This window comes from Bradyrhizobium sp. USDA 4506 (assembly GCF_054058795.1).
The window spans coordinates 7,063,191-7,085,403 of sequence record NZ_JBSSBM010000002.1; the positions used below are offsets into that span (position 1 = coordinate 7,063,191).

21 protein-coding genes and 1 tRNA gene are annotated in these 22,213 nt (G+C 64.3%); 16 read left to right on the forward strand and 6 right to left on the reverse strand.

The window, feature by feature from the left end; genetic code table 11:
* Positions 1-68 precede the first annotated feature (68 nt).
* A tRNA-Leu gene (locus ACVIHF_RS35420) sits at positions 69-155 on the forward strand.
* A 722-nt stretch (positions 156-877) separates the two neighbouring features.
* On the opposite strand, the gene ACVIHF_RS35425 is transcribed toward ACVIHF_RS35420, so the two are convergent.
* Together ACVIHF_RS35425 and styA are read right to left on the reverse strand one after the other, a co-directional pair.
* Positions 878-1,405, reverse strand: a complete 528-nt coding sequence (locus tag ACVIHF_RS35425; protein ID WP_253605779.1) for a flavin reductase family protein — start codon at positions 1,403-1,405, stop codon at positions 878-880.
* Positions 1,406-1,534: 129 nt separating this feature from the next.
* Positions 1,535-2,785: a styrene monooxygenase subunit StyA gene (gene styA / locus ACVIHF_RS35430; RefSeq protein ID WP_253605781.1), complete on the reverse strand. Its 1,251-nt coding sequence runs from the start codon at positions 2,783-2,785 to the stop codon at positions 1,535-1,537.
* A 93-nt stretch (positions 2,786-2,878) separates the two neighbouring features.
* Here styA and ACVIHF_RS35435 point away from each other — a divergent pair, with 93 nt between their 5' ends.
* The gene (locus tag ACVIHF_RS35435; protein ID WP_069279043.1) at positions 2,879-3,775 is read left to right on the forward strand and encodes a LysR family transcriptional regulator; all 897 of its coding nucleotides are present in this window, start codon (positions 2,879-2,881) and stop codon (positions 3,773-3,775) included.
* Between the two features lie 60 nt (positions 3,776-3,835).
* Here the strand turns inward: ACVIHF_RS35435 and ACVIHF_RS35440 are convergent, their stop codons facing one another.
* Complete coding sequence (locus tag ACVIHF_RS35440; RefSeq protein WP_456793341.1) at positions 3,836-5,101, reverse strand: MFS transporter; 1,266 nt, start codon at positions 5,099-5,101, stop codon at positions 3,836-3,838.
* Between the two features lie 444 nt (positions 5,102-5,545).
* Between ACVIHF_RS35440 and ACVIHF_RS35445 the strand changes: the two genes are divergently transcribed.
* From ACVIHF_RS35445 to ACVIHF_RS35490, 10 genes are all read left to right on the forward strand, one after another.
* Positions 5,546-8,329 carry an autotransporter family protein gene (locus tag ACVIHF_RS35445; protein WP_456793342.1) on the forward strand — a complete coding sequence of 928 codons (2,784 nt, stop codon included), beginning with the start codon at positions 5,546-5,548 and terminating at the stop codon, positions 8,327-8,329.
* Positions 8,330-8,560: 231 nt separating this feature from the next.
* Entirely contained in the window at positions 8,561-9,175 is a 615-nt protein-coding gene (locus ACVIHF_RS35450; RefSeq protein ID WP_225161449.1) for a ribonuclease D, read from the forward strand.
* A gap of 154 nt (positions 9,176-9,329) precedes the next feature.
* Positions 9,330-10,061, forward strand: a complete 732-nt coding sequence (gene lptC / locus ACVIHF_RS35455; protein WP_456793343.1) for an LPS export ABC transporter periplasmic protein LptC — start codon at positions 9,330-9,332, stop codon at positions 10,059-10,061.
* A gap of 5 nt (positions 10,062-10,066) precedes the next feature.
* Complete coding sequence (locus ACVIHF_RS35460) at positions 10,067-10,789, forward strand: LptA/OstA family protein (protein ID WP_456793344.1); 723 nt, start codon at positions 10,067-10,069, stop codon at positions 10,787-10,789.
* A 341-nt stretch (positions 10,790-11,130) separates the two neighbouring features.
* Positions 11,131-12,108: an LPS export ABC transporter ATP-binding protein gene (lptB, locus tag ACVIHF_RS35465; RefSeq protein ID WP_253605788.1), complete on the forward strand. Its 978-nt coding sequence runs from the start codon at positions 11,131-11,133 to the stop codon at positions 12,106-12,108.
* Between the two features lie 205 nt (positions 12,109-12,313).
* Positions 12,314-13,969: an RNA polymerase factor sigma-54 gene (gene rpoN, locus ACVIHF_RS35470; protein WP_168856202.1), complete on the forward strand. Its 1,656-nt coding sequence runs from the start codon at positions 12,314-12,316 to the stop codon at positions 13,967-13,969.
* Between the two features lie 185 nt (positions 13,970-14,154).
* A complete protein-coding gene (gene hpf, locus ACVIHF_RS35475) occupies positions 14,155-14,754 on the forward strand; it encodes a ribosome hibernation-promoting factor, HPF/YfiA family (protein WP_028337939.1) in 600 nt (199 codons plus the stop codon).
* 231 nt (positions 14,755-14,985) lie between these two features.
* Complete coding sequence (gene ptsN / locus ACVIHF_RS35480) at positions 14,986-15,447, forward strand: PTS IIA-like nitrogen regulatory protein PtsN (RefSeq protein ID WP_016843543.1); 462 nt, start codon at positions 14,986-14,988, stop codon at positions 15,445-15,447.
* A 55-nt stretch (positions 15,448-15,502) separates the two neighbouring features.
* Positions 15,503-15,799, forward strand: coding sequence for a nucleotidyltransferase family protein (locus ACVIHF_RS35485; protein WP_057020394.1), 297 nt, complete (start codon positions 15,503-15,505; stop codon positions 15,797-15,799).
* Positions 15,800-16,144: a HepT-like ribonuclease domain-containing protein gene (locus ACVIHF_RS35490; protein ID WP_456793345.1), complete on the forward strand. Its 345-nt coding sequence runs from the start codon at positions 15,800-15,802 to the stop codon at positions 16,142-16,144.
* 109 nt (positions 16,145-16,253) lie between these two features.
* Here the strand turns inward: ACVIHF_RS35490 and ACVIHF_RS35495 are convergent, their stop codons facing one another.
* Positions 16,254-16,859, reverse strand: coding sequence for a TetR/AcrR family transcriptional regulator (locus ACVIHF_RS35495; RefSeq protein WP_026192040.1), 606 nt, complete (start codon positions 16,857-16,859; stop codon positions 16,254-16,256).
* A 369-nt stretch (positions 16,860-17,228) separates the two neighbouring features.
* Here ACVIHF_RS35495 and ACVIHF_RS35500 point away from each other — a divergent pair, with 369 nt between their 5' ends.
* The 4 genes from ACVIHF_RS35500 to ACVIHF_RS35515 all read left to right on the forward strand — a co-directional run bounded on the left by ACVIHF_RS35500 (position 17,229) and on the right by ACVIHF_RS35515 (position 21,310).
* Positions 17,229-18,032, forward strand: coding sequence for an SDR family NAD(P)-dependent oxidoreductase (locus tag ACVIHF_RS35500; protein WP_092081097.1), 804 nt, complete (start codon positions 17,229-17,231; stop codon positions 18,030-18,032).
* A 36-nt stretch (positions 18,033-18,068) separates the two neighbouring features.
* On the forward strand, positions 18,069-19,199 hold the full coding sequence (locus ACVIHF_RS35505) for a DUF5938 domain-containing protein (RefSeq protein WP_253605790.1): 1,131 nt from the start codon (positions 18,069-18,071) through the stop codon (positions 19,197-19,199).
* Positions 19,200-19,323: 124 nt separating this feature from the next.
* Positions 19,324-20,856 carry an AMP-binding protein gene (locus tag ACVIHF_RS35510; protein WP_456793346.1) on the forward strand — a complete coding sequence of 511 codons (1,533 nt, stop codon included), beginning with the start codon at positions 19,324-19,326 and terminating at the stop codon, positions 20,854-20,856.
* 106 nt (positions 20,857-20,962) lie between these two features.
* The gene (locus tag ACVIHF_RS35515) at positions 20,963-21,310 is read left to right on the forward strand and encodes a DUF6665 family protein (RefSeq protein WP_253605794.1); all 348 of its coding nucleotides are present in this window, start codon (positions 20,963-20,965) and stop codon (positions 21,308-21,310) included.
* A gap of 79 nt (positions 21,311-21,389) precedes the next feature.
* Here ACVIHF_RS35515 and ACVIHF_RS35520 read toward each other — a convergent pair whose 3' ends face one another.
* Together ACVIHF_RS35520 and ACVIHF_RS35525 are read right to left on the reverse strand one after the other, a co-directional pair.
* Positions 21,390-21,659: a BQ00720 family protein gene (locus tag ACVIHF_RS35520; RefSeq protein WP_016843536.1), complete on the reverse strand. Its 270-nt coding sequence runs from the start codon at positions 21,657-21,659 to the stop codon at positions 21,390-21,392.
* 50 nt (positions 21,660-21,709) lie between these two features.
* Complete coding sequence (locus ACVIHF_RS35525; protein ID WP_021082592.1) at positions 21,710-22,135, reverse strand: Hsp20 family protein; 426 nt, start codon at positions 22,133-22,135, stop codon at positions 21,710-21,712.
* Positions 22,136-22,213 lie beyond the last annotated feature (78 nt).

Sequence of the window (22,213 nt, forward strand, 5' to 3'; positions counted from 1 at the left end):
AGGGTATTTGAATTTCCAATCGCGAATTTGACAAGCGCGCAACCGATCCTTACTAAGCCGCTCCACATGCCCAGGTGGCGGAATTGGTAGACGCGCTGGCTTCAGGTGCCAGTGGCTTAACGGCCGTGAAGGTTCGAGTCCTTTCCTGGGCACCACCCCCTTTTTAAGCGATTGAAATCGCTCGCGTTCGGTGTGCCGTGTGCCATCCGTGAGCCTTACGTCGAAGCCTTCCAGCATGATCCTGGCTCGAAGGGCGCTTGCACAGAAACATTAAGGCGCTCGATCGCGCGGTAACGGACGGCGAATGAGGGACATGGAGTCCCTGCCGTCCACGCGATGCATGCTCGAGCGGCAGCCAGATATCCGAGCGATTTTGGAGAAAAATGCGCCTCTGGTGTAGGCTTCGCCGGTGGTCCATTTGAATATATTTCAAGGAGACAGATCATCATGATGATGAGGCAGATCGTCGTATGGGCGGCGGTTCTGATAACAGGCGGCGTGACCGCCGCTTCAGATGCGCTTGCGCAAGGCGTTGGTGCGCAAGTTCCGCGACCGACGATCCAAGGGGGTGCTTTGAATCAGAACATCAAGCCGCCCAACAATACTTATTTTGACAGCCGTCCCTCGACAGCTCCGCAGACGATGAATCCGAACAGCGCGGGTTTCTCCGCTAGCGGCCCCCATACAGGGCCCAGGTACATCGGAAACGTCAAATGATGTAGCAGGGCCGCCTCGGGCGGCCCTTTCGCATTGGGCATGTCGTCCGGCCGCGCGGCGAGCTCGCGCTCGCGATCGTTCCCCCGTGGTGCCACCGCTCCAGTGCGCTGCAAATTTCGGATTCTCCAGGGTTCGTCGCGCGAAGGCTTCGCGCTTCGCCTTAGATCGCCCATCCGTCGGCGGGATAGGCGATTGTCTCCGCGGGCATGATCGCTGCACCGAGCCCGTTGCAGAATCGGCTGGAATAAAAGGCGAGCGGGGAACCGTCTCGCTGCCGGCACCAGCGGACCTCGCCAATGAACAGCGTGTGGTCGGCGACGTCAATTGACCGGACCACGTCGCAAGCGAACTGGGCGATCGCTTGCGACAGGACGGGAAACTCTTCCCGGTTGACCAGCGATGGCGAGCCTTCGGCCCGCGGCCTGCCGGAGAAGTGCGCGCAGAGTGCGAGATCTTCCGCGTGAAGGACATTCACGGCGTAACGCTTCGAATCCATGATCGCCTGCCAGGTCCGCCCTCGCATCACCGAGACCAGCACGGTCGGCGGTTTGGTGGAGACGGTCGTGAAGCTGTTGGCCGTCATGCCGACCGGAGTGCCGTCGCGGTCGATGCTCGCCACGACTGTCACGCCTGTGGGGAATCGCGCAGCGGCCGCCCGGAAGCTCGCCGGATCGGGATGCGGGTTCATCGATCGCGCTCCATGGCGAAACGGCAAGAGGTCGCGCCTTTCGGCGTGTGGCTCGAGAGATGGTTTGTCGGCACGCAGTCGCGGCCTGGTGCAAGTGGACCGTACGGCCGGCTCGCGATCATTGTTGCGTCAGGCGGCGAGCGGCGCGCGCCTGTCGATCCAAGCGTGGATGCGCTTGTCGGTCGCGACACGATCCCACTGACGCTCCGGGTAGTTGAAATTATCGGTGAACTCGTCGCAGAGTTCTCGGTCCTGCGCCATGGTGAGGATCAGCCGACCCATCGCCTCGGACGGCGGCCGCAGCATCAGATTCGTCCAGCGCGCAGCCGCGAACACGCGATTTTCGCGGGCGCGATCCACCTCCTCAACGAAGCGTGCGTCGAAGGCCACCGTTTCCACGATCGCCTTGCCGAGTTCGAAGGCGGCGTAGGAGGCGATGTTGGCACCTTGGCCCATCAGCGGATCGACCACTGAATGTACGTCGCCCAGCGCGACGGCGAATTTCTCGCCATCGAAGGCGACCGACGATTGCCGTACGGTCGGCACCACCGCGCCTTGCAGCAGGTCGAGCGGCTGGGCAAGCCCGAAGCGATGGGTGTCGATCCGGTTGTAGGTGTGCGGATGATGCTTTTCCAGCTTGTCGAGAATCGTCTGGCGGAAGGCTGCAGGGTCCGCGTCGTAGCTCAGCGAGACCAGATTGGCCATGTCGCCGCCGGGAATGTTCTCCATCAAGAGCGCTGTTTTCATGCCGCTGAATGACAGCGTCGGAATGACGATCATCTCGCCATGTCCGGGCGACACCGAGAGCGTGACACCGCGCGGGTCGTCACCGTCCGGGCTGCCGTGATCGACGCCGTCATAGAGGCCCACGCAGAGCAGGCGCTGTGGCTGGCTGTAGGGGGACAACTCCGGCCGATGGGCGAACATTCGCCCGAGCGCACCTTTGCCGGTCGACACGACGAGAAGGTCAAAGCGTGAAACCAGAGCCGGGATGTCGTCGTCCTGGATGCTGGCATATTCGATGCTGCCGCCGCGATCCTCGAAATCCTTCATCAGCGCGGGCAGGTACATGCGGTAATCCACTGCCCGGCTCGGCTTCTTGAACGCGCCGCGAAACAGCAGCCCGTTGCCCGGGAAATTAAAGAAATGGTCGTGGTGATGGTAGATCGTGGCGGCGTCATCCCAATGGTTCACGCCTAGTTCGTTCTCACGCGCGATGGTGACGCTGTGATGGGCGACCGTGTTCATCAGCCGCGCCGAGGCGTACTGCTCCGGAGTGCGGTCGGTCAGCACCGTCGCCTGGATCCCATGCTGTTGGAGATAAAGAGCCAGATGCAGGCCCCCGATTCCGGCGCCGACGATCCCGATCGATTTGTTCATTGTTGATCCTCCCTGGTTACCGAGAGGCTAGACCGGATCGACTGTGTCCATGTAGGGAATGATAAGAATATTACAAATTCCTGGGAGGAATGCATGGATCGGATCGATGCGCTGCAAACCTTCATTCGCGTGATGGAGGCCGGCAGCTTCAGCCAGGCCGCGAGCGATCTGGGCCTCGGACAGCCGGCCATCAGCAAGCGCGTGGCGTTGTTGGAGGCGGAGTTCGGCTGCCGGCTGTTCGTCCGCACCACGCGCAAGGTTCGTCCGACGCCGGAGGCCGATCGCGTGCTCAAGCTCGCCAAGGATATCGTCGCGCTGCTGGAAAGTGCCAGCACGCCGGCGCAGAGCCGGGTTCGCAGTCCGTCGGGGACCTTGCGGATCACTGTGCCGACCTCGTTCGGTCGCTATTTTTTCCGCGGCATTTTCGCAGAGTATCTTCGCCGCTATCCCGACGTGCGGCTCGATGCGAGCTTCACCGAGCAGTTCGTAGACCTGGTGGAGACCGGGACGGAGCTGGCAATTCGGATCGGAATGCTGAACTCCAGCTCGCTGGTGGCGCGGCGCGTCGGCACCATCAAGCGCCTCCTGGTGGCGGCCCCTTCACTGCTCGCACGGCATCAAGCCCCGCTCCTCCCCGACCATCTGCGCCGCATGCCGAGCGTAACGTATTCACGCTTGTCGCCGCGGAATCAGTGGACGTTCGAAGCCGAGACCGGCCGCCATGTGGTCGAGATCGCGCCGTCGATGACCTGCGACGACGCCGACGTGATGACGCTCGCGACGGTTGAGGGGCTCGGCGTCGCGGTGCTGCCAAGCTGGTGCGCCGTCGAACACATCGCCGCAGGCCGGCTTGTTCATCTGCTGCCGGATTATGCGGTACCATCGCTACCGATGCATCTCGTCTATCCTGACCCGCATTGGATGTCGCACCGCGCGAGACTATTCCGCGATCTGATCATTGAGCGTGCCGACATGTTTGCGATTGGCTGAACACGTCGGCCGATGCGGGGAATTTGAGAACGCTGGCGATCGCCGCCGCAGCCCCTGCCGTCACACGATTCGCCGGCCCGCGCGTCGCGCGATCGACCGCTGCACGAAATACATCGCGATCATCGAAATAATGGTCGTTGCGACGACGATGTAGCCCAGCCGGTCGAAATGCAGCAGCGAACCGTCGGGATTTTCCGCGATGATCGCCGCCGCAAAGACCGAGCCCAGCCCGCCCGACAGCTGCTGCACCGAGGCCGAGATCGCGTTGAACGATCCGCGCTGGCTGGCGTCGGGAATCGCCGACATCAGGGCCTGGGACGGGATCATGCGCGAGAAGATGCCGATGAACATCAGCACATTGACCAGGATCGCGGTCAGCAGCGAGACGTGGCCAAGGTTGGTGTAGATCAGCACCATGATGACGGACACCACGCAGCCGAACACGAAGGTCGGATATTTGCCGAACGCATCGCTGGCGCGGCCGACCAGCGGCCCGATGATGATGCTGAACAGGCCCGAGACGAGATAGATCGTCGGCAGGTGGACGATGTCGATGCCGAGATTATGCACCGTGAAGGCGCTGCCGAACGGCATCAGCATGAAGCCGCCGGTCGCGAGCAGCGTGGTCACCAGGAAAGCCAGCGTGTAGCGCGGCTGCCCCACGGTTGCGATCAGATGGCGGAACGGATTGCTGTCGTGCTGCAATTTGAGATGGGCATCGACCGGGTGCATCGCGATCGCAATCGCCGCGATCGCGGCAATCGACAGGCCGACGATGGCCACGAAGCAGATGTGCCAGTTCCAGTGATTGGCCAAAAACAGGCCGGCCGGGACGCCGAGCACCTGGCTCGCGGCGAACGCCGTCTGCAGGATGCCCATGGCGCGGCCGCGCTGTTGCAGCGGGAACAGGTCGGTGACGATGGCAAGCACGACGGAGCCGATCACCCCGCCGAACACGCCGGTGACGATGCGGCCGAGCAGCAGCACGTGAAAATTCTGCGCCAGCGCGCAGAGCACGGTGCCGAGCATGAAGCCGACATAGAAGAACAGCAGCAGCCGCTTGCGGTCGAAGCGATCGGCAAAGCCGGCGGCGAGGACGCCGGAAATCCCGGCCGCGAACGCGTAGGCCGAGACCGCGACGCCGAATTGCCCGGCCGTGATGTTCAGCGACGGCATCAGGATGGCGCCGAGCGGCGACATGATGATGAAGTCGAGGATCAGCGTGAATTGCGTGAAGGCGAGCAGCGCAATCAGGAACGATTGGTAGCGCGAGAAGCCGCGCTCCTGCTGGTCGTCGATCGGCGCGGCGATGGTCTGGTCGGACATAAGGCTCATTTCATTGGGACGGCGGGTTCGGGCTGGCAACAGATGGGGTCGGCGCGGCCCGATTTCATGGGGCGCGCGGGCAACAGTTCCCTCGAAATTGAACGCGTAGCGGCAATGACTTGGCCCCGACTTGGCCGTGCGACCACGTCGAACTTGGCGAGAAAATGGAGACAGCGGCGCACCCGAGGCGCCATGGCGATTGTTTCCGGTTGTGTCGGTCGATAACTGCAACGGGTGAATGCTGTACTTCACAACCTTGGAAGCGTACGCACGTCAAGGGTGTGAATCGTGCGGATGCATCTCATGGTTCCGTCTGTGGCGACCGCGCAACAGGTCGCTGCAAATCGTTTCAAGCTTGAACGGAGCGGAGCTGAGAGCGGGGCGGGGGTAGCAGGTGGCGCGGGGGCCGGGGGCTCGGCTTCGCGCCGACTTTGGAGTAAGGGCATGGTTTCCTCGCGGCTCGCGGCGATCCTGTCGTGCACGGCTCTAAGTGGCGGTTGCCTGTTGTCCACGTCGCCGGCGTTGGCCGCCTGCGACAGTCTCGCGCCGGCGAGCGGGCAGACGGTAACCTGCTCCACCGCAGCGCCGAATCCCTCGCCGGCCGGCGTGCAGGCCGCTGCCGGCAGCTCGAACGTCACCGTGAACGTGCTGCAGGGCGCCGGCATCACGCCCGGCGCCGGAGCGACCGCGATCGGGCTTGTCTCCGGCAGCGCCGCCACCAACAACGGCACGCTGACCGTCAGCGGCGGTGGGACCGGTATCTTCGGCAGCGGCGACGGCAACGTCTTCACCAACGGCGCGTCGGGCGTGATCACGACCTCGGGCGCCGGCAGCAATGCGATCGCCGCCAGCAGCAATGGCAACACGCTGATCAACAACGGCACGATCACGACGCAGAACGGCACCTCGCGCGGCCTTGCCATCACCGGTCTCACGCAGCACAACAACAACACGCTGATCAATACCGGGACGATCACCACCCAGGGCCCGCAATCGCACGGCCTTTATGTGCAGACCGGCGACAGCAACACCTTCACCAATAGCGGCACCATCACCACGGCCGGCGCAGGCGCCCGTGCGATCTTCTCCGCCGGCCAGTTTGCGACCATCACCAATACCGGCACGCTGCTCACGACCGGTGGCGACGCGGGCGGCACCGCCAACAACACCGTGTTCATGCAGGGCAATGCCGGCGTGTTGCGCAACAGCGGCACGATCGAGGCGCGCGGCGTCAATGCCGACGGCGTGTTCTCCAACACCGCCGGATCGTCGTTCACCGCCCGCATCGAGAACCTCGCCGGCGGCAAGATCATCAGCCAGGCGGGACCCGCGATCCGCACGCTCAACGGCGCCACCACCATCGTCAATGCCGGCCTGATCGCCGGCAACAGCGGCACGGCGCTCGCCGGCGGCGGCGGTGCGGTGAGTTTGATCCTGCAAACCGGCTCGCAGATCGTCGGGCTTGCCGATGGCGGCGGCGGCAACAACCAGGTGCGGCTGCAGGGCAGCGGCACGGCCGACAATGCGTTCGCGCGATTCCAGACGCTGACGATGGAGGGCAATGACTGGACCTGGGCCGGCACCGGGATCTTCGCCAACACCTTCGTCAACAGCGGCTCGCTGAGGCTGCAGACGTCGCTGACCGGCAATGTGACGATCGCGGCCGGCACCAGCCTGCTGGCAGGCAACGGCGCCAATCCGTCGATCACGCCGTTTCCGGGCGGCCCGCCGATCACCGTCACCAATGCCGGCGTCATCAACCTGACCAATGGCGGCGCCACCGCGGCGAACAGCCTGACCATTGCCGGCAACTATGTCGGCAATGGCGGCGGGCTCTATCTGCGCACCGTGCTCGGCGGCGATGGTTCGCCGTCGGATCGGCTCGTCATCTCCGGCGGCAATGCGTCGGGCTCGACCGCGGTGACCGTCACCAATGCCGGCGGCGCGGGCGCATTGACCACCGCCGACGGCATCATGGTGGTGCAGGCCGTCAACGGCGGCACCACGGCTGCGGGCGCATTCGGCCTCTCCAACGCCGTCGTAGCGGGCGCGCACGAATATCTCTTGTTCCGCGGCGGCGTCTCCGCCGGCAGCGCCGACAACTGGTATCTGCGCTCGACATTGTTGCCCGGCACGGCCTCGCCTGCGCCGCCGGCAGCGCCTGCACCGGCGCCGCCCTCATCGCCCAACGTGGTGCCGCCGCCTCTGGGGCTGCCTGCGGAGGATCTGTCGTCGCTGACGCCGCCGCCGGCGGGCGCCGCGCCGGTCCAGCTCTACCGTGAGGAGGTGTCGGTCTATTCGGCGCTGCCGCAGGTGGCGCAAAAGCTCGGGCTGGCGACGCTCGGCACCTTCCATCAGCGCCAGGGCGATCAGGCCTTGCTGACCAGCGGCGGCGAACAGCCGGCGGCGTGGGCGCGTGCCTATGGCTCGCACAGCTCGCAGAGCTGGGCCGGCACGGTCAGCCCCGCCTTCGACGGCACCATGGCCGGGGTGCAGGTCGGCGTCGACATCCTGCGCTTCCAGTCCGCGCCCGAGCATCATGATCGCGCCGGCTTCTTCTATGCGTATGGCTGGGCCAGCGGCAACATCAGCGGCTTCGCGCTCGGCCTGAACGACGTCCGCACCGGCACGCTCTCGATCGACAGCCAGAATATCGGCGGCTACTGGACCCATGTCGGCCCGTCGGGCTGGTATGTCGACGCCGTGCTGATGGGCAGTTTCTACGGCGCAAGCCCGCAGTCGGATCGTCAGGTCGGCGCACGGGTGTCGGGCACCGGCGTCGCTGCATCGCTGGAAGCCGGCGCGCCGATCCCGCTGAACAGTTTTCTCGCGATCGAGCCGCAGGTGCAGCTGATCTGGCAACGGCAGTCGTTCGACAGCTTCAACGACATGTTTTCGAGCGTCACGCTCGGTAGTGCCGATACGCTGACCGGGCGGCTCGGCGTGCGCATTCCCTCAACCTTCGTCGTCGGCACGGCCGAACTGCGTCCGTATCTCGAGGCCAATCTCTGGCACACGGCCGCGAATGACCGCAGCATCGCGTTCGCGACGACGGACCTGATCGGCGTGCAAAGCCGCGGCACCGCCGTCGAGATCGGTGCCGGCATCTCCGCGCAGCTCAATCGCACGATCAGCGCCTATGCGAGCGCCGGCTACACGACCTCGGTGGACAGCCTCCATCGCGAGGATATCACCGGCCGCTTCGGCCTCCGTGTCAGCTGGCAATGATGGCGCGCCCCCGTGGGGCGCGCGGCGGGGACAGCAACCCATTGTCTCCGCTGCACAATGGCGGTACATCCTGAACTATCTGTGCCGGCAGAATTAAGGATTCCTGCCGCGGGTGTCCGGCCCTTACGGGGCCCGATACCAATGCGCGATCCGAAGACCGGCGCATGCTCGCCTGTCGGCGGATTGGACGGTAGTTTATTCCGACAGCGATTCGACGAGGTTTTTGACAGCATGACCATCCGCCTGCATCGCGGCGACCTGCCCGATCTGTCCCGCTACACCGACTCGGTGGCGATCGACACCGAGACCATGGGGCTGCATCCGCACCGTGACCGGCTCTGCGTGGTGCAGATGTCGAACGGCGACGGCACCGCCGACGTGATCCAGATTCCGAAGGGCCACACCGATTCGCCGAACCTGAAGGCGCTGCTCGCCAATCCCAAGATCACCAAGATCTTCCATTTCGCACGGTTCGACGTCGCGGTGCTCTACAACACGTTCGGCGTGATGCCGACGCCGGTCTATTGCACCAAGATCGCTTCGCGGCTGTCGCGCACCTACACCGATCGCCACGGCCTGAAGGATCTGGTGCGCGAGGTGCTGAACGTCGAATTGTCGAAGCAGCAGCAGTCGAGCGACTGGGGCGCGCAAAGCCTCAGCGAGGCCCAGCTCGCCTACGCGGCCTCCGACGTGCTGCATCTGCATGCGCTGCGCGAAAAGTTGAATGTCATGCTCGCGCGCGAGGGACGGACCGATCTCGCCCAGGCCTGCTTCGATTTCCTCCCCGCCCGCGCCAGGCTCGATCTCGACGGCTGGGAGGCCGAGGACATTTTCGCCCATTCATGATGAGCGCCGAATTCGTCGCGGCCGGGGCAGTTCCGCCCCGTTTCGGCCAAACTGTTCACGCGTGGTCCGGTGCAGGGGCGCGAGGTGAGGTCCGGGCTGCATATTTGGGCGGCTCCGGCTAGAGTAGGGGCAGTTTCGCGCCTCTGGAGCTCAGGTGAATTCGGTTCAGAATCCAGCCTATGTCACGGGCCTCGAGGCGCGCTTTGCCGCCGCCGCGCGGCACAGCCGCATGGTGCGGATCCTGCGCGTCGCGGTTCCCGCGATGGTCGGGCTGGCGATGGCCGTGATCATCTACATCGCACTCTTCAATCCGTTCCACGACCTGATCCCCAAGCTGCCGCTCGAGATGGATAACCTCGTCGTGTCCGGCACCAAGATCACGATGGAAGCGCCGCATATCGCCGGCTTCTCCAACGACGGACGGCCCTACGAAATGTGGGCCAAGGCGGCGATCCAGGATGTCACCGATCCCGACCATGTCGAGCTGAAGACGATCCGCGCCAAGGTGGCGCAGCAGGATCAGTCGACGGTGACGATGGATGCGCGCACCGGCTTCTTCGACAACAAGAAGCAGCTGCTCGACTTGCGCCAGGACATCTTCCTGCAGTCGTCCACCGGCTATGAGGCGAGGCTGACGCAGGCCTTCGTCGACATCAACAAGGGCAACGTGTCGTCGGACGAGCATGTCGACGTCAAGCTGCTCGACGGCACGCTGACCGCCGACAGGCTCCGGATCTACAACAGCGGCGAGCTGGTGCGGTTCGAAGGCAATGTCGTGATGAATCTCGACAAGCTTGGCGACAACAATGCTGCCCCGCCTGCCGAGCCCGCTCCACCGCCGCCGCCGCCGCCGCCGAAGCCGCGCAAATCCGCCAACACGAAATGATTTTGATGATGAGACGTTTTCCGCACGGCATGGCAATTGCGGCGTTCCTGCTCGCGCTTTTCGCCGCGGGCGCTGCGTCCGCGCAAGGCTCGATGAGCGGCGTGCCCAACGCCATGCAGGGCTTCTCGCAGAACCGCGACCAGCCGATCCAGATCGAGGCCGCTTCGCTCGAAATGCGCGACAAGAAAAAGGAGGCGACCTTCGCCGGCAATGTGAAGGTCGTGCAGGGCGACACCACCATGACGTCGAAGACGCTTGTCGTGTTCTACGAGGATAAATCGACCCAGGCGCCGGCGCCCGCCCCGGCCAGCACCAAGGGGGCAGCCGCCAAGGGCGCCGCGCCGATGCAGACGGCAACCCCGGGCCCCGGCGGCGCCTCCTCGATCAAGCGGCTGGAGGCGAAGGGCAATGTCGTCGTGACCCAGAAGGATCAGGTCGTCACCGGCGAGACCGCGATCTTCGACACCAAGACCAATTTGATCACGATGCTCGGCGGCGGCGGCAGCCAGGTGGTACTGACCCAGTGCCAGAATGTGCTGCGCGGCGACCGCCTTTTGGTCGACATGACCACCGGCGTCTCGCGCGTCGAAGCCGACAATGGCAAGGTGCAGGGCCTGTTCATCCAGTCGCCGGGCGGACAGAGCGGCAAGTGCGGCACGCCGGCCGCCCCCGGCTCAGCCCCGGCCCCGTCGCCGATGCAGCTGCTTCCGGGCGGCAAGTCCAAGTAAGCTTCACGTAAGGTCAAGCAGAATCAATCAGTTAGATAATATTCTGCGGCCGCGTGGTTGAAGCCGGCGGGGCGAGACTGTATCTACTGCAGCGGCCCGGCCGAACAATGCGCCTCGAGGGGAATATGTTGGCCGGGACAGGGGCATCCATTCATTCAAGGCGCGGGTGATCGCGCTTTGCCGTGTTGTTCGAGCATGATCTCCGCGCAAACGCGTCCGCTTTTGTCGCGCGGGAAGGCCGGTATTCAGATTTCCGGCTCATGCTTGCGGCTTCGCACGCGAATCGATCGATGCGCAGGCGAGGTCGCGGGATCACCGTGAAAGGCTGAAGCGAAGCGGGGATGGTGGATTTTCTCGGCATGTTCCGGCGGCGCTCTGCGAAACGCAGTACCGGATTTGCGCGCTCGCATGACGACATCACGGCGCTCGACGACCAGTTCGGCGAGATGCTGACGTCTCCGGTGAGTGATGCGCCGATGGCGCGCGCCGCGTCGGCTCCCGGCGTCGAGCTGCCGCGATCCCAGCCGGCAGCAGCGCCGGCGCGGGCGAGGCCGGCCAGGAACAGCGCTCCCGCCGCGCCGCAGCTCATCAAGCGGCCGGGTTATCTGGCTGTGCATAGCGTGGAAAAGAGTTTTGGCAGCCGCCAAGTCGTGCGCGGCGTCAGCATCTATGTGCGCCGTGGCGAAGCGGTCGGCCTGCTCGGGCCCAACGGCGCCGGCAAGACCACCGTGTTCTACATGATCACCGGGCTGATCAAGGCCGATCGCGGCGCGATCGAGCTCGATGGCCACGACGTCACCAAGCTGCCGATGTATCAGCGCGCGCGCCTTGGCATCGGCTATCTGCCGCAGGAAGCCTCGATCTTCCGCGGCCTGTCGGTCGAGCAGAACATCCGCGCGGTGCTCGAGGTGGTCGAGCCCTCGAAGAAGAAGCGCGAGCACGAGCTGGATTCGCTGCTCGACGAGTTCAACATCACGCGGCTGCGCAAGAGCCCGTCGATCGCGTTGTCCGGCGGCGAGCGCCGCCGCGTCGAGATTGCGCGCGCGCTGGCGACGCGCCCCAATTACATGCTGCTCGACGAGCCGTTCGCCGGCATCGACCCGATCGCGGTCGGCGACATCCAGGACCTCGTCCGCCATCTCACCAACCGCGGCATCGGCGTGCTCATCACCGACCACAATGTCCGCGAGACGCTCGGGCTGACCGACCGCGCCTATATCGTCTATGCCGGTGAAATCTTGACTGAGGGAAGCCCGGAGGAGATCGTTAATGATCCCGATGTACGTCGGCTTTACCTTGGCGAGGAATTCCGCCTGTAGCGCATGATCCGCCAAAGTGTGAAGCGGTTTGGCGATAAGATCATGCGCTAATTAAAGAATTTGACGCGCGATCGGACGCAAAACCGGGACGTCCACTTTTGCTGATCGCGGTTATCGCTATTTTCCAATCCGTCAAGCCGTGTACAAGGGCTTCGGACTAATATAAGCAAGAATCGAGCCAACTTTTAGGATCGTTCTTGCCTCCATGGCGCTGACCCAAAGATTAGAGTTCCGCCAGTCGCAGTCGCTGGTGATGACGCCGCAGCTGATGCAGGCGATCAAGCTGCTGCAACTGTCGAACCTGGATCTGTCGGCCTTTGTCGAGGAAGAGCTGGAGCGCAATCCGCTGCTGGAGCGGGCCGCCGACGGACCGGAGCCGCCGGTAGCCGGCGAGCCGGCCATGGAGCGGCCGGACTACGGTGATTCCGACGGTTCCAGCAGCTATGGGGACGATGGCGACGCCTCCGACATGGCCGCAGGCCCAGGCGGAGAGGCCGGCTTCGAGCCCGGCCAGGAGGAATGGCTGAACCGCGACCTCGGCAGCCGCGCCGAGATCGAGCAGACGCTCGATACCCGCCTCGACAACGTGTTTTCCGAGGAGCCGGCGGAGGCGGCGGCGCGCGCCGCACAGGATGCGCCGCCATCGGTCTACACCGAATGGGGCGGCGGCGCCTCCAGCGACGACGAGTACAATCTCGAAGCTTTCGTGGCCGCCGAGCTGACGCTTGCCGACCACCTCGCCGAACAGCTTGCGGTGGCGTTCTCGGCGCCGGCGCAGCGCATGATCGGGCAGTATCTGATCGACCTGGTCGACGACGCCGGCTACCTGCCGGCCGATCTCGGCCAGGCCGCCGAGCGGCTCGGTGCGTCGCAGCAAGCGGTCGACGAGGTCGTCGCCGTGCTGCAGAAGTTCGATCCGCCGGGCGTATGCGCGCGAAACCTGAGCGAATGCCTCGCGATCCAGCTGCGCGAGCTCGATCGCTACGATCCCGCGATGCAGGCACTGGTCGAGCATCTCGACCTGCTCGCCAAGCGCGACATCGCGGCCTTGCGAAAGCTCTGCGGCGTCGACGACGAAGACATCACCGACATGATCGCCGAGATCCGCCGGCTCGACCCGAAGCCCGGGCTGAAGTTCGGCACCGCGCGGACGCAGACCATGGTGCCCGACGTCTATGTGCGTCCGGGTCCCGACGGCGGCTGGCATGTCGAGCTCAACAGCGACACTCTGCCACGCGTTCTGGTCAACCAGACTTATTACGCTGAGCTGTCGAAGACGATCCGCAAGGACGGTGACAAGTCGTATTTCACCGATTGCCTGCAGAATGCGACCTGGCTGGTCCGCGCGCTCGATCAGCGCGCCCGCACCATCCTGAAGGTCGCGACCGAAATCGTCCGCCAGCAGGATGGTTTCTTCACTTATGGCGTCGCGCATTTGCGGCCGCTCAATCTGAAGGCGGTCGCGGACGCGATCCAGATGCATGAATCGACGGTGTCGCGCGTCACCGCCAACAAATACATGGCGACCAATCGCGGCAGTTTTGAATTGAAGTATTTTTTCACCGCCTCGATCGCGTCGGCCGACGGCGGCGAGGCGCATTCGGCCGAAGCGGTGCGTCATCACATCAAGCAATTGATCGACGGAGAGGCCCCGTCGGCGATCCTGTCCGACGACACGATCGTGGAACGTTTGCGCGCCTCGGGCATTGATATCGCCCGCCGTACCGTCGCGAAGTATCGCGAGGCGATGCGGATACCATCCTCGGTGCAGCGCCGCCGTGACAAACAGAGCATGCTCGGTAATGCCCTTTCGGCTCCTGCCTCCTCGTCCGACCGGTCGCGCGATACAGCCTCCGTTTAGGTTACTTCTTGAGCGTGACCCCGTTCGGGTACGGACCGGGCCATGCGCTCGTTGCGTTCGCGCCAAATCGGGATAGTCTCAATCTTTCCAGGTCGAGCGTCGTCCAGAAAGGGAGGTAACCGGAAGCCCAGCAAGCATCATGCTCCTGCAAGAGTGATCGAGGCATCCAGCAATTGAGGCATCAAATGACCCTTCGAATCTCGGGAAAGAGCATCAGCATCGGCGAGGCGCTTCGCGCGCGCGTCAGCGAGCGCACCGACGAGGTCCTGCGAAAGTATTTTGATGGCAACTATTCGGGTCACATCACGCTGAGCAAGGATGGCTTCGGCTTCCGAACCGATTGCGCGCTGCATCTGGATTCCGGCATCACGCTGGAAGCCGAATCCAACGCCACCGACGCCTATGCCAGTGCGGACGCCGCGCTCTTGATGATCGAGAAGCGCCTGCGCCGCTACAAGAGCCGGCTCAAGGATCGCTCCGCCCGCAAGACCTATGCCGCGACTGCCGCGCTTGCCGAATTGAACGGCGTCGGGCTCGACGCGCCGAGCTACGTCATCGAGGCGCCCGAGAACGAGGACGAGGTCACCGAATACAGCCCGGTGATCATTGCCGAGGCAACCACCGCGCTGAAGCGGCTGTCGGTCAGCGAAGCCGTGATGGAGCTCGATCTGACCGGCGCCTCCTGCCTGGTGTTCCAGCATGGCGGCAGCGGCCGGTTGAACATCATTTACCGCCGTACGGACGGCAATGTCGGCTGGGTCGATCCGCCGGCGGTGAGCCCTTGAGGATAGTTGGCAGATGGCATTGACGTCCGAAGCCGGCCCTGCTTATGGTCCGCCGCCTCCAGGAACAAGGGGGGCGGAACAGGGTTCGCAGGTGTTGGCACCGCCGATACGTTGGAGTAGAAGCCCTGCCAACCGGACCCGGGCTAAGCCCGCATCCCACCTCATCTTCTTGACGCCGCCGCTGTAAAGCCTATTTCGCAACCTGACGGTCATTCACCTCGGAACGTCCCAATGCCGATTACCGATTTGGTCGCACCCGAGGCGATTCTCCCGGCTTTGAAAGTCATCAGCAAGAAGCAGGCGCTGCAGGAACTCGCCGCGCGTGCCTCCGCTCTGACCGGGCAGAATGAGCGCGCCATCTTCGAGGTGCTGCTGCAGCGCGAGAAGCTCGGCACCACGGCGGTCGGCTATGGCGTCGCCATTCCGCACGGCAAGCTGCCCAAGCTGGAGAAGCTGTTCGGCTTCTTCGCCCGCCTCGAGCGCCCGATCGATTTCGAGGCGATGGACGGCCAGCCGGTCGACCTGATCTTCCTGCTGCTCGCACCGGAAGGCGCCGGCGCCGACCATCTCAAGGCGCTGGCGCGGATCGCCCGCCTGCTGCGCGACCAGGACGTCGCCAAGAAGCTGCGTGCCTCACGCGACGCCCAGGCGATCTACTCGGTGCTCGCACTGCCGCCGGCGAGCGCGGCGTAAGGCCGCCTGCCGTACGATTTTGCGGGCGCTTGGCGGCCCGTGGTATAGTTCGTTCATGACGCGAACCGAAGCCCTCAGGAAGCTCCGTGACCAGGCCGATGCCATCAAGGCACTCGGGGCGACTTCGCTGTATCTATTTGGTTCGACTGCGCGCGACGAGGCTCGTGCAGGGAGTGATATTGATCTTTTCGTGGACTACGATCCTCGCAGCCGGTTCAATGCTCTCGACCTGGTCGCGACCAAGCGACTGCTCGAAGAGAGTCTCGGCGTCGAAGTCGATCTCACCACACGCAAAGGACTTCATCCACTGATTCGAGAGCGGATCGAGGCGGAGGCAACGCGGGTTTTCTGAATGATCGTGCGCTCCCCCTTGCTTCGTATCCACGACATGCTCGAAAGCATCCGTGGCATCGAAAAGACGTTGGCAGGAAAATCCATCCGCGACTACGAGCGCTCGTGGCTGCTGCGCTCCGCAATTGAACGCGGAATCGAAGTCATTTCGGAAGCGAGCCGCCACCTCGGCAGCGAGTTAAAGGCTCAGCACGAGAATGTCCGCTGGAAAGACATCGCAGGCATAGGCAACATCTTGCGGCATGATTACCAGCGCGTTGACGCCACGATCATCTGGAAAGCGGTCAAGGATGATCTACCACCGCTGAAGGCCGCGCTGTTGGCGCTCAAGGCTTCATTGGAGTAGTCCGTAGCCCGGATGGAGCGAAGCGCAATCCGGAGCTACTCTAACTGCGGATAGTTCAGTCCCGGATTACGCTGCGCTCCATCCGGGCTACGGAGCGTTCGCAAACCTCTCAGCAGATCGTCGGCAGCAGACGGCGAACCTCGTCGAGCAGATCGGGGATTGCCTTCTCGTCATTGGCGAGATGCCGGAGCAGCGCGCTCTGGAACAGGCCGTCGAACAGCGCGTACAGCGCCGCCGGTGACGATGCCGGCCGCTTGTTGCCGAGCTCGGCGTAGCGCGTGGCGATGCGCCAGATCATCGCTTCCAGGCTCTTGTCGATCTCGAGCACGTCCTTGCGGAACGCCGGCTCGAACATCGCCTGCGAGCGCAGATCGTACCAGAGCCGATGCATGCGCGCTTCGTTCTCGAGCGTTGCCGCGAGCTTGGCGAGGAAGCCTTCGGTCAATTCGTCGCGGCTGCGTGCTGTCGTCACCACCTCGTCATAGCGCGTCACGCATTTCGCCTTGTAGTGGCGGACGCAGCAGCAGATCAAATCGAGCTTGTCGCTGAAGTAGTAGTGAAACACGCCGTGCGTGAATGCGGAGTTTTGCGCGATCTCGCGCAGGCTGGTGCGCGCGAAGCCGAGCTCGCCAAGCGTCTCCAGCGCGGCCTCCGCGAGCTCGACGCGCCGCGCGTTGAACTTCTCGTCGCGCAGCGCCTCGGCCGCTACAGCCACCCGTTGGGCCGCTCCTGTCGCTTGCCGCGCCATTCCGTGCCTTCCCTCTGCTTCTTCCCTCGAGCAACTATACCGCGGCGACCGCGGCGCGCTCCATCTCTTCACAATCATCCTCTTTGACAGTTGTCAAATTCAGACTTGACAAGTGTCAAGTTCCTGGACGAGGGTTGGCGCAATAATTTGGACAACCGTCAAGACGGCTGACCAATCGAGAAACAGGAGGAGATGCACCGCCGGGCGCGCCAACGCTGCGCCCCCGCTGACGCCGGCCGCCACCACCAGTGCACCCAGAATGCGCAGACCGCCGGCCCATCCTGCCGCGGCCAACGGCACGCCGATCAAATCACCAAGCAAAGGGAGGACTACGTCATGAGTGGGAAGAGCCTTGAAGGCAGGAAAGCCCTGGTCACCGGCGGCGCCCGGGGGATTGGCGCGGCGATCGCGCAGGCATTGGCGCGGTCCGGCGCCGCGGTGATGATCGGCGATATTCTCGACGACGCCGGCGAGGGCAGTGCTGCCGAGATCGCCAAGGCCGGGGTCAAGACCGGCTTCGTCAAGCTCGACGTCACCGACGATGGGCAATGGGAGCGGGCCGCCGCAGCGACGGTCGAAACCCTCGGCGGCTTCGACATCCTGATCAACAATGCCGGCATCGAGATCACCTCGCTGGTCGCCGACATCAAGGCCGAGGATGCGCGCCGCATGTGCGATGTCAACATCGTCGGCACCGTGCTCGGCATGAAGCACGCCTTCCGTGCGATGCGGCCGGGCGGCGCCGCGGGCAAGGGCGGCGCGGTCGTCAACATCGCTTCGGTCGCGGCGACGATCGCCTTCCCGAGCATCGCGGTCTATTCCGGCACCAAATCCGCGGTCGACCGCATGACGCGGGTCGGCGCGATGGAAGCCGGCAAGCTCGGCTATGGCGTGCGCGTCAACTGCATCTATCCCGGCCTGATCCCGACCGACATGGGCCTGCAGCTCGCCAACGACATCGTGAAGATCGGTCTCGCGCCCGACGTCAACGCCGCTGTCGGCTCGGTGGTGGAGCAGACGCCGCTCGGCAAGCTCGCGGAGGTCTCCGACATCGCCGACGCCGCCGTGTTCCTGTGCTCGAACGATGCGCGCTTCATCACCGGCATCGGCCTGCCGGTCGATGGCGGCATGGGCATGTAGCAACAAAGCCGACAACAAGCATTTCGGAGGATCGCAATGAGCGAGAAGAAGCCCGTCATCGTCTATGGCGCTTCCGGCTATACCGGCCGGCTGGTCTGCGAATATCTGCGCGAGTACAACATCCCCTTCATCGCCGCCGGCCGCAGCGCCGAGAAGCTCAACGCCGCGATGAAGTCGAACGTGGCCGGCATCGAGACTGCCGACTATGAGGTCGTGTCGGTGCCGCACACCGTGGCCGCGCTGACTGAATTGTTCAAGGGCGCCTCGGTGGTGCTCAACACTGTGGGCCCCTTCGCCAAGTTCGGCGGCGAGGTGGTACAGGCCTGCCTGGCTGCCAAGTGCCACTATACGGATACGACCGGCGAGCAGGACTGGCTGATCACGCTCGAACATGAGTTTGGCACGAAATTCGCCAATGCCGGCCTGCTGCTGGCGCCGGGCATCGCGCAGATGTACACCACCGGCGAGATCGCTGCGCAGCTGTGCCTGGAAACGCCCGGCCTCGACACGCTCGATATCGCCGTGTTCTGGGGCGGCAGCCCGACCATCGCCTCGACGCAGACCATCCTGGTCAACGCCGCGATGGCCAAGGCGTACTACCTGGAGCAGAACAAGTACGTCGAGCATCAGCCCGATGCCGGCCTCTACAACCTCGCCATCCCCGGCCAGCACGAGCTGGCGCTGGCGCTGCCCTGGGGCGGCACCTCGCACCCGGTGTGGTTCAAGCAAGATCCGCGCGTCGCCAATGTGAAGGTGCTGGGCGGCGTGTTCAATCGCGCGCTGATGCTGGGCGTGCCGCAGATCGTCGCCGCGGCGCTGGAGGCGACCAAGGACATGAAGCCCGACGAGCGCTACGCCGCGCTGGCGCAGACCGCTGCCGGCGTGATGAACACCATGCCGCCACGCGAGAATCCGCGCGTCAACAAGTCGCTGGATTCGGTGTATGCCTCCGGCCCGCTGGGGCGCGCGCACTGCGTCATCTACGGCAACAGCAACTACAAGCAGACCGGCATGCTGCAGGCCTATGCTGCCGCGCACCTGCTGCAGCAGCCGCCCAAGCGCCTAGGCTTCGCCTCCGGCTGTCAGGCGTTCGGCCATCGCGAGCTGCTCGGGCAGTTGCGCAGTTTCGGCCTGGTCGGCAAGCCGGTTCTGACCGTGCATGATTGAGCTTGAGCCCCGCTCGGATCGGGGCTCGACACTCCGTTCCCTGAAGCGTTTTCGTTTTGCTCGAAAACGCACCTTCCGCGGGTGACGCAGTAGCGCGTCACCCGCCTCTTGCGCGAGACCTGCCATGCGCTTCATCGATTATCTCGACAAGGGTGCCTCGCTCGGCGCCGACGCGCCGTGTCTCACGATGGACGGCCGCGATCTCAGCTATGGCGAGGTGCAGCGGCTGAGCTATCGCATCGCGCGCGGGCTCGACCGGTCGGGCATCGCTCCCGGCGAGAAGGTCGCGATCCTGTCCGGCAACGATCCGCTCGCCTTCGCCTGCGTGTTCGGCATCTCGCGCGCGGCTGCCGTGTGGTGTCCGATCAATCCGCGCAACGAGGCGCCTGAGAACAAGTTCATCCTCGATCAGTTCGATTGCGGCCTGCTGCTGTTTCATTCGAGCTTTGCGCCGATGGTCGAAGTTGTCCGGCAGGACCTGCCCAAGCTGCGCGCGCTGGTCTGTCTCGACGCCGAGCTGCCGTTCGCGCCGTCGTTCGACCGCTGGCTCGACGGGCTCGCCGACGATGTCCATCAGCGCGCCACGATCGACGATCTCGCGATGATCCCGGGCACCGGCGGCACCACCGGCAAGCCGAAGGGCGTGATGCTGTCGGGACGCAACATCGAGGCCATGACCGCGCTGACCCTGATGGGCTATCCGTTCAAGGGCCGTCCGATTTATCTCGCGCTGGCGCCGCTGACGCATGCCGCCGGCGTGCTCTGTTTCCCGATCATGACGCTGGGCGGCCGCGTCGTGATCATGCACCACCCTGACATCGGCGAGTTCCTGGCGCTGATCGAGCGCTACCGCGTCACCCACACCTTCCTGCCGCCGACCGTGATCTACATGCTGCTCGATCATCCCGGGCTCGATGCGGCCGATCGCAGCTCGCTGCAATGTTTCTGGTACGGCGCGGCACCGATCTCGGCGACGCGGCTCGCCGAAGCCCTGCGGCGGATCGGTCCGATGGCGCAGCTGTTCGGCCAGACCGAGGCGCCGATGATGATCTCGATGATGCCGCCCGCCGATCACTACAATCCGGACGGCACCATCGCGATGGAGCGACTCTCGTCGGCCGGGCGGATCGGCCCGCTGGTGCAGGCCGGCATCATGGATGGCGACGGCAAGCTGTTGCCGGCGGGATCGCGCGGCGAGATCGTGGTGCGCGGTTCGCTTGTCATGGAAGGCTACTACAGGAACCCCGAGGCCACGCGCGAGGCTTCGGCGCATGGCTGGCACCACACCGGCGATATCGGCTACATCGACGGCGACGGCTATCTCTATATCGTCGATCGCGCCAAGGACATGATCATCACCGGCGGCTTCAACGTGTATTCGATCGAGGTCGAGAACGCGTTGCGCACCCACGAGGCGGTGCAGGATTGCGCCGTCATCGGATTGCCCGACGACAAATGGGGCGAGCGGATCGTCGCCGTGGTGCAGCCGCGCGCCGGTCACACCGTCGATGCGTCCGCGCTGGCCGCCTTCGTCAAGCAGCAGATCGGCAGCATCAAGACGCCGAAGCAGATCGAGGTCTGGGACGATCTTCCGCGTTCCAAGGTCGGCAAGGTGCTGAAGCCGGACATCCGCAAGCGGCTCGAGCCGCGGTTCTGATCCGCTTCGCGCGAAAGTGCCTTGTCCTGAACATGTATTGACAACCAGCCGATGACGCCGGAAGACGGACGCGCGCAACATTGCGCGTGCGAACCAGGGATGACGGATGTCCCGCGATTTTCGCCTTGATCGCGTTCCCGTCGACGTTCTCGCTTACGAGCTCGCCGAAGAGAGGGCGAGTGCGCTCGGCCGCATGGGTCGCGCGCTGGAACAGGCGCTCGCCAAATTGCGCGAGTTCGATGCCGCCCATCCGCGCGATGAAGCGCCTGCGTCCACACAGCAGGCACGGCGCCTCCTGGTGCGGGAGGCCGGCCATGCGCTCTGGATGTTCGTGGTGCAGCGGGAGGCGTGCGGGCTGCGCAACAACCGCATGCTGATGCGCGACTACAACGTGCCCGGCGAGGTGCAGCTCAGCATGGGCCCGATGCTCGCCACGTCGACCTCATCGCCATAAAAAATGCGCAGGCCCCCTCGGTGACGAAGCAGGCCCGCGCATTGAATTCGCGGATGCTGAATTCAGCCGTAGATTTGCGTCAGTGGACGCTGACGGCTTGCAGCTCGTTGCTCCACGCATTCGCGACCGCGGCTTCGCGGCTGTCGGTCAGCATGATCGGCGTGCCGTCGGCGGCGTGCAGTGCGAACAGCTTGAGGCCCGGCGCGATCTTCGGCGCTTGCGGAAAGAGATCCGGTACGTCCTCGGAGCGGACCTGCTTCACGTAGGCGATATGACCTTCGCCCAGATGGGCCAGCGCTTCCGGCGTGACGCTCTCGGATTCGATGGTGGTGGTACTCAGTTCACTCATGGTCTCGACTCCTCAGTCAGATAAGCGGTCGAGTCCGCTCGTTGTTTCTATTATTCGTGCTCATTGATAGCGATTGTCTTAATGACCCGTTCAGGTTCCGGCCTGGCCAGATCAATCGACAACAACCCGTTCTTCAGATCCGCGCCCAGCACCTGCATCCCCTCCGCCAGCACGAAGGTGCGCTGGAAGTGGCGCGCGGCGATGCCGCGATGGATGTATTGCCGAGCCTTGTCGTCCTGCTGGCGGCCGCGGATGACGAGCTGATTTTCCTCAATAGTTACATCGAGTTGGTCGCGGGTGAAGCCGGCCACCGCCAACGTGATGCGCAGCCGTTCAGGCTGCCCGTTGGTACGGTCGCACCGCTCGATGTTATACGGAGGATAGCCGTCGGCGCCCTTCACGACGCGGTCGAGCGCACGCTCAATCTCGTCGAATCCCAGAAGGAACGGACTGGACAACGATGGAACACGAGACATTACAAAGTCCTCTCGAAGCGACTTTGAGGGGCCCTTGCGGCACCCCATGCAACCGGCGGGCCGTCTGGCCTCCGGTCA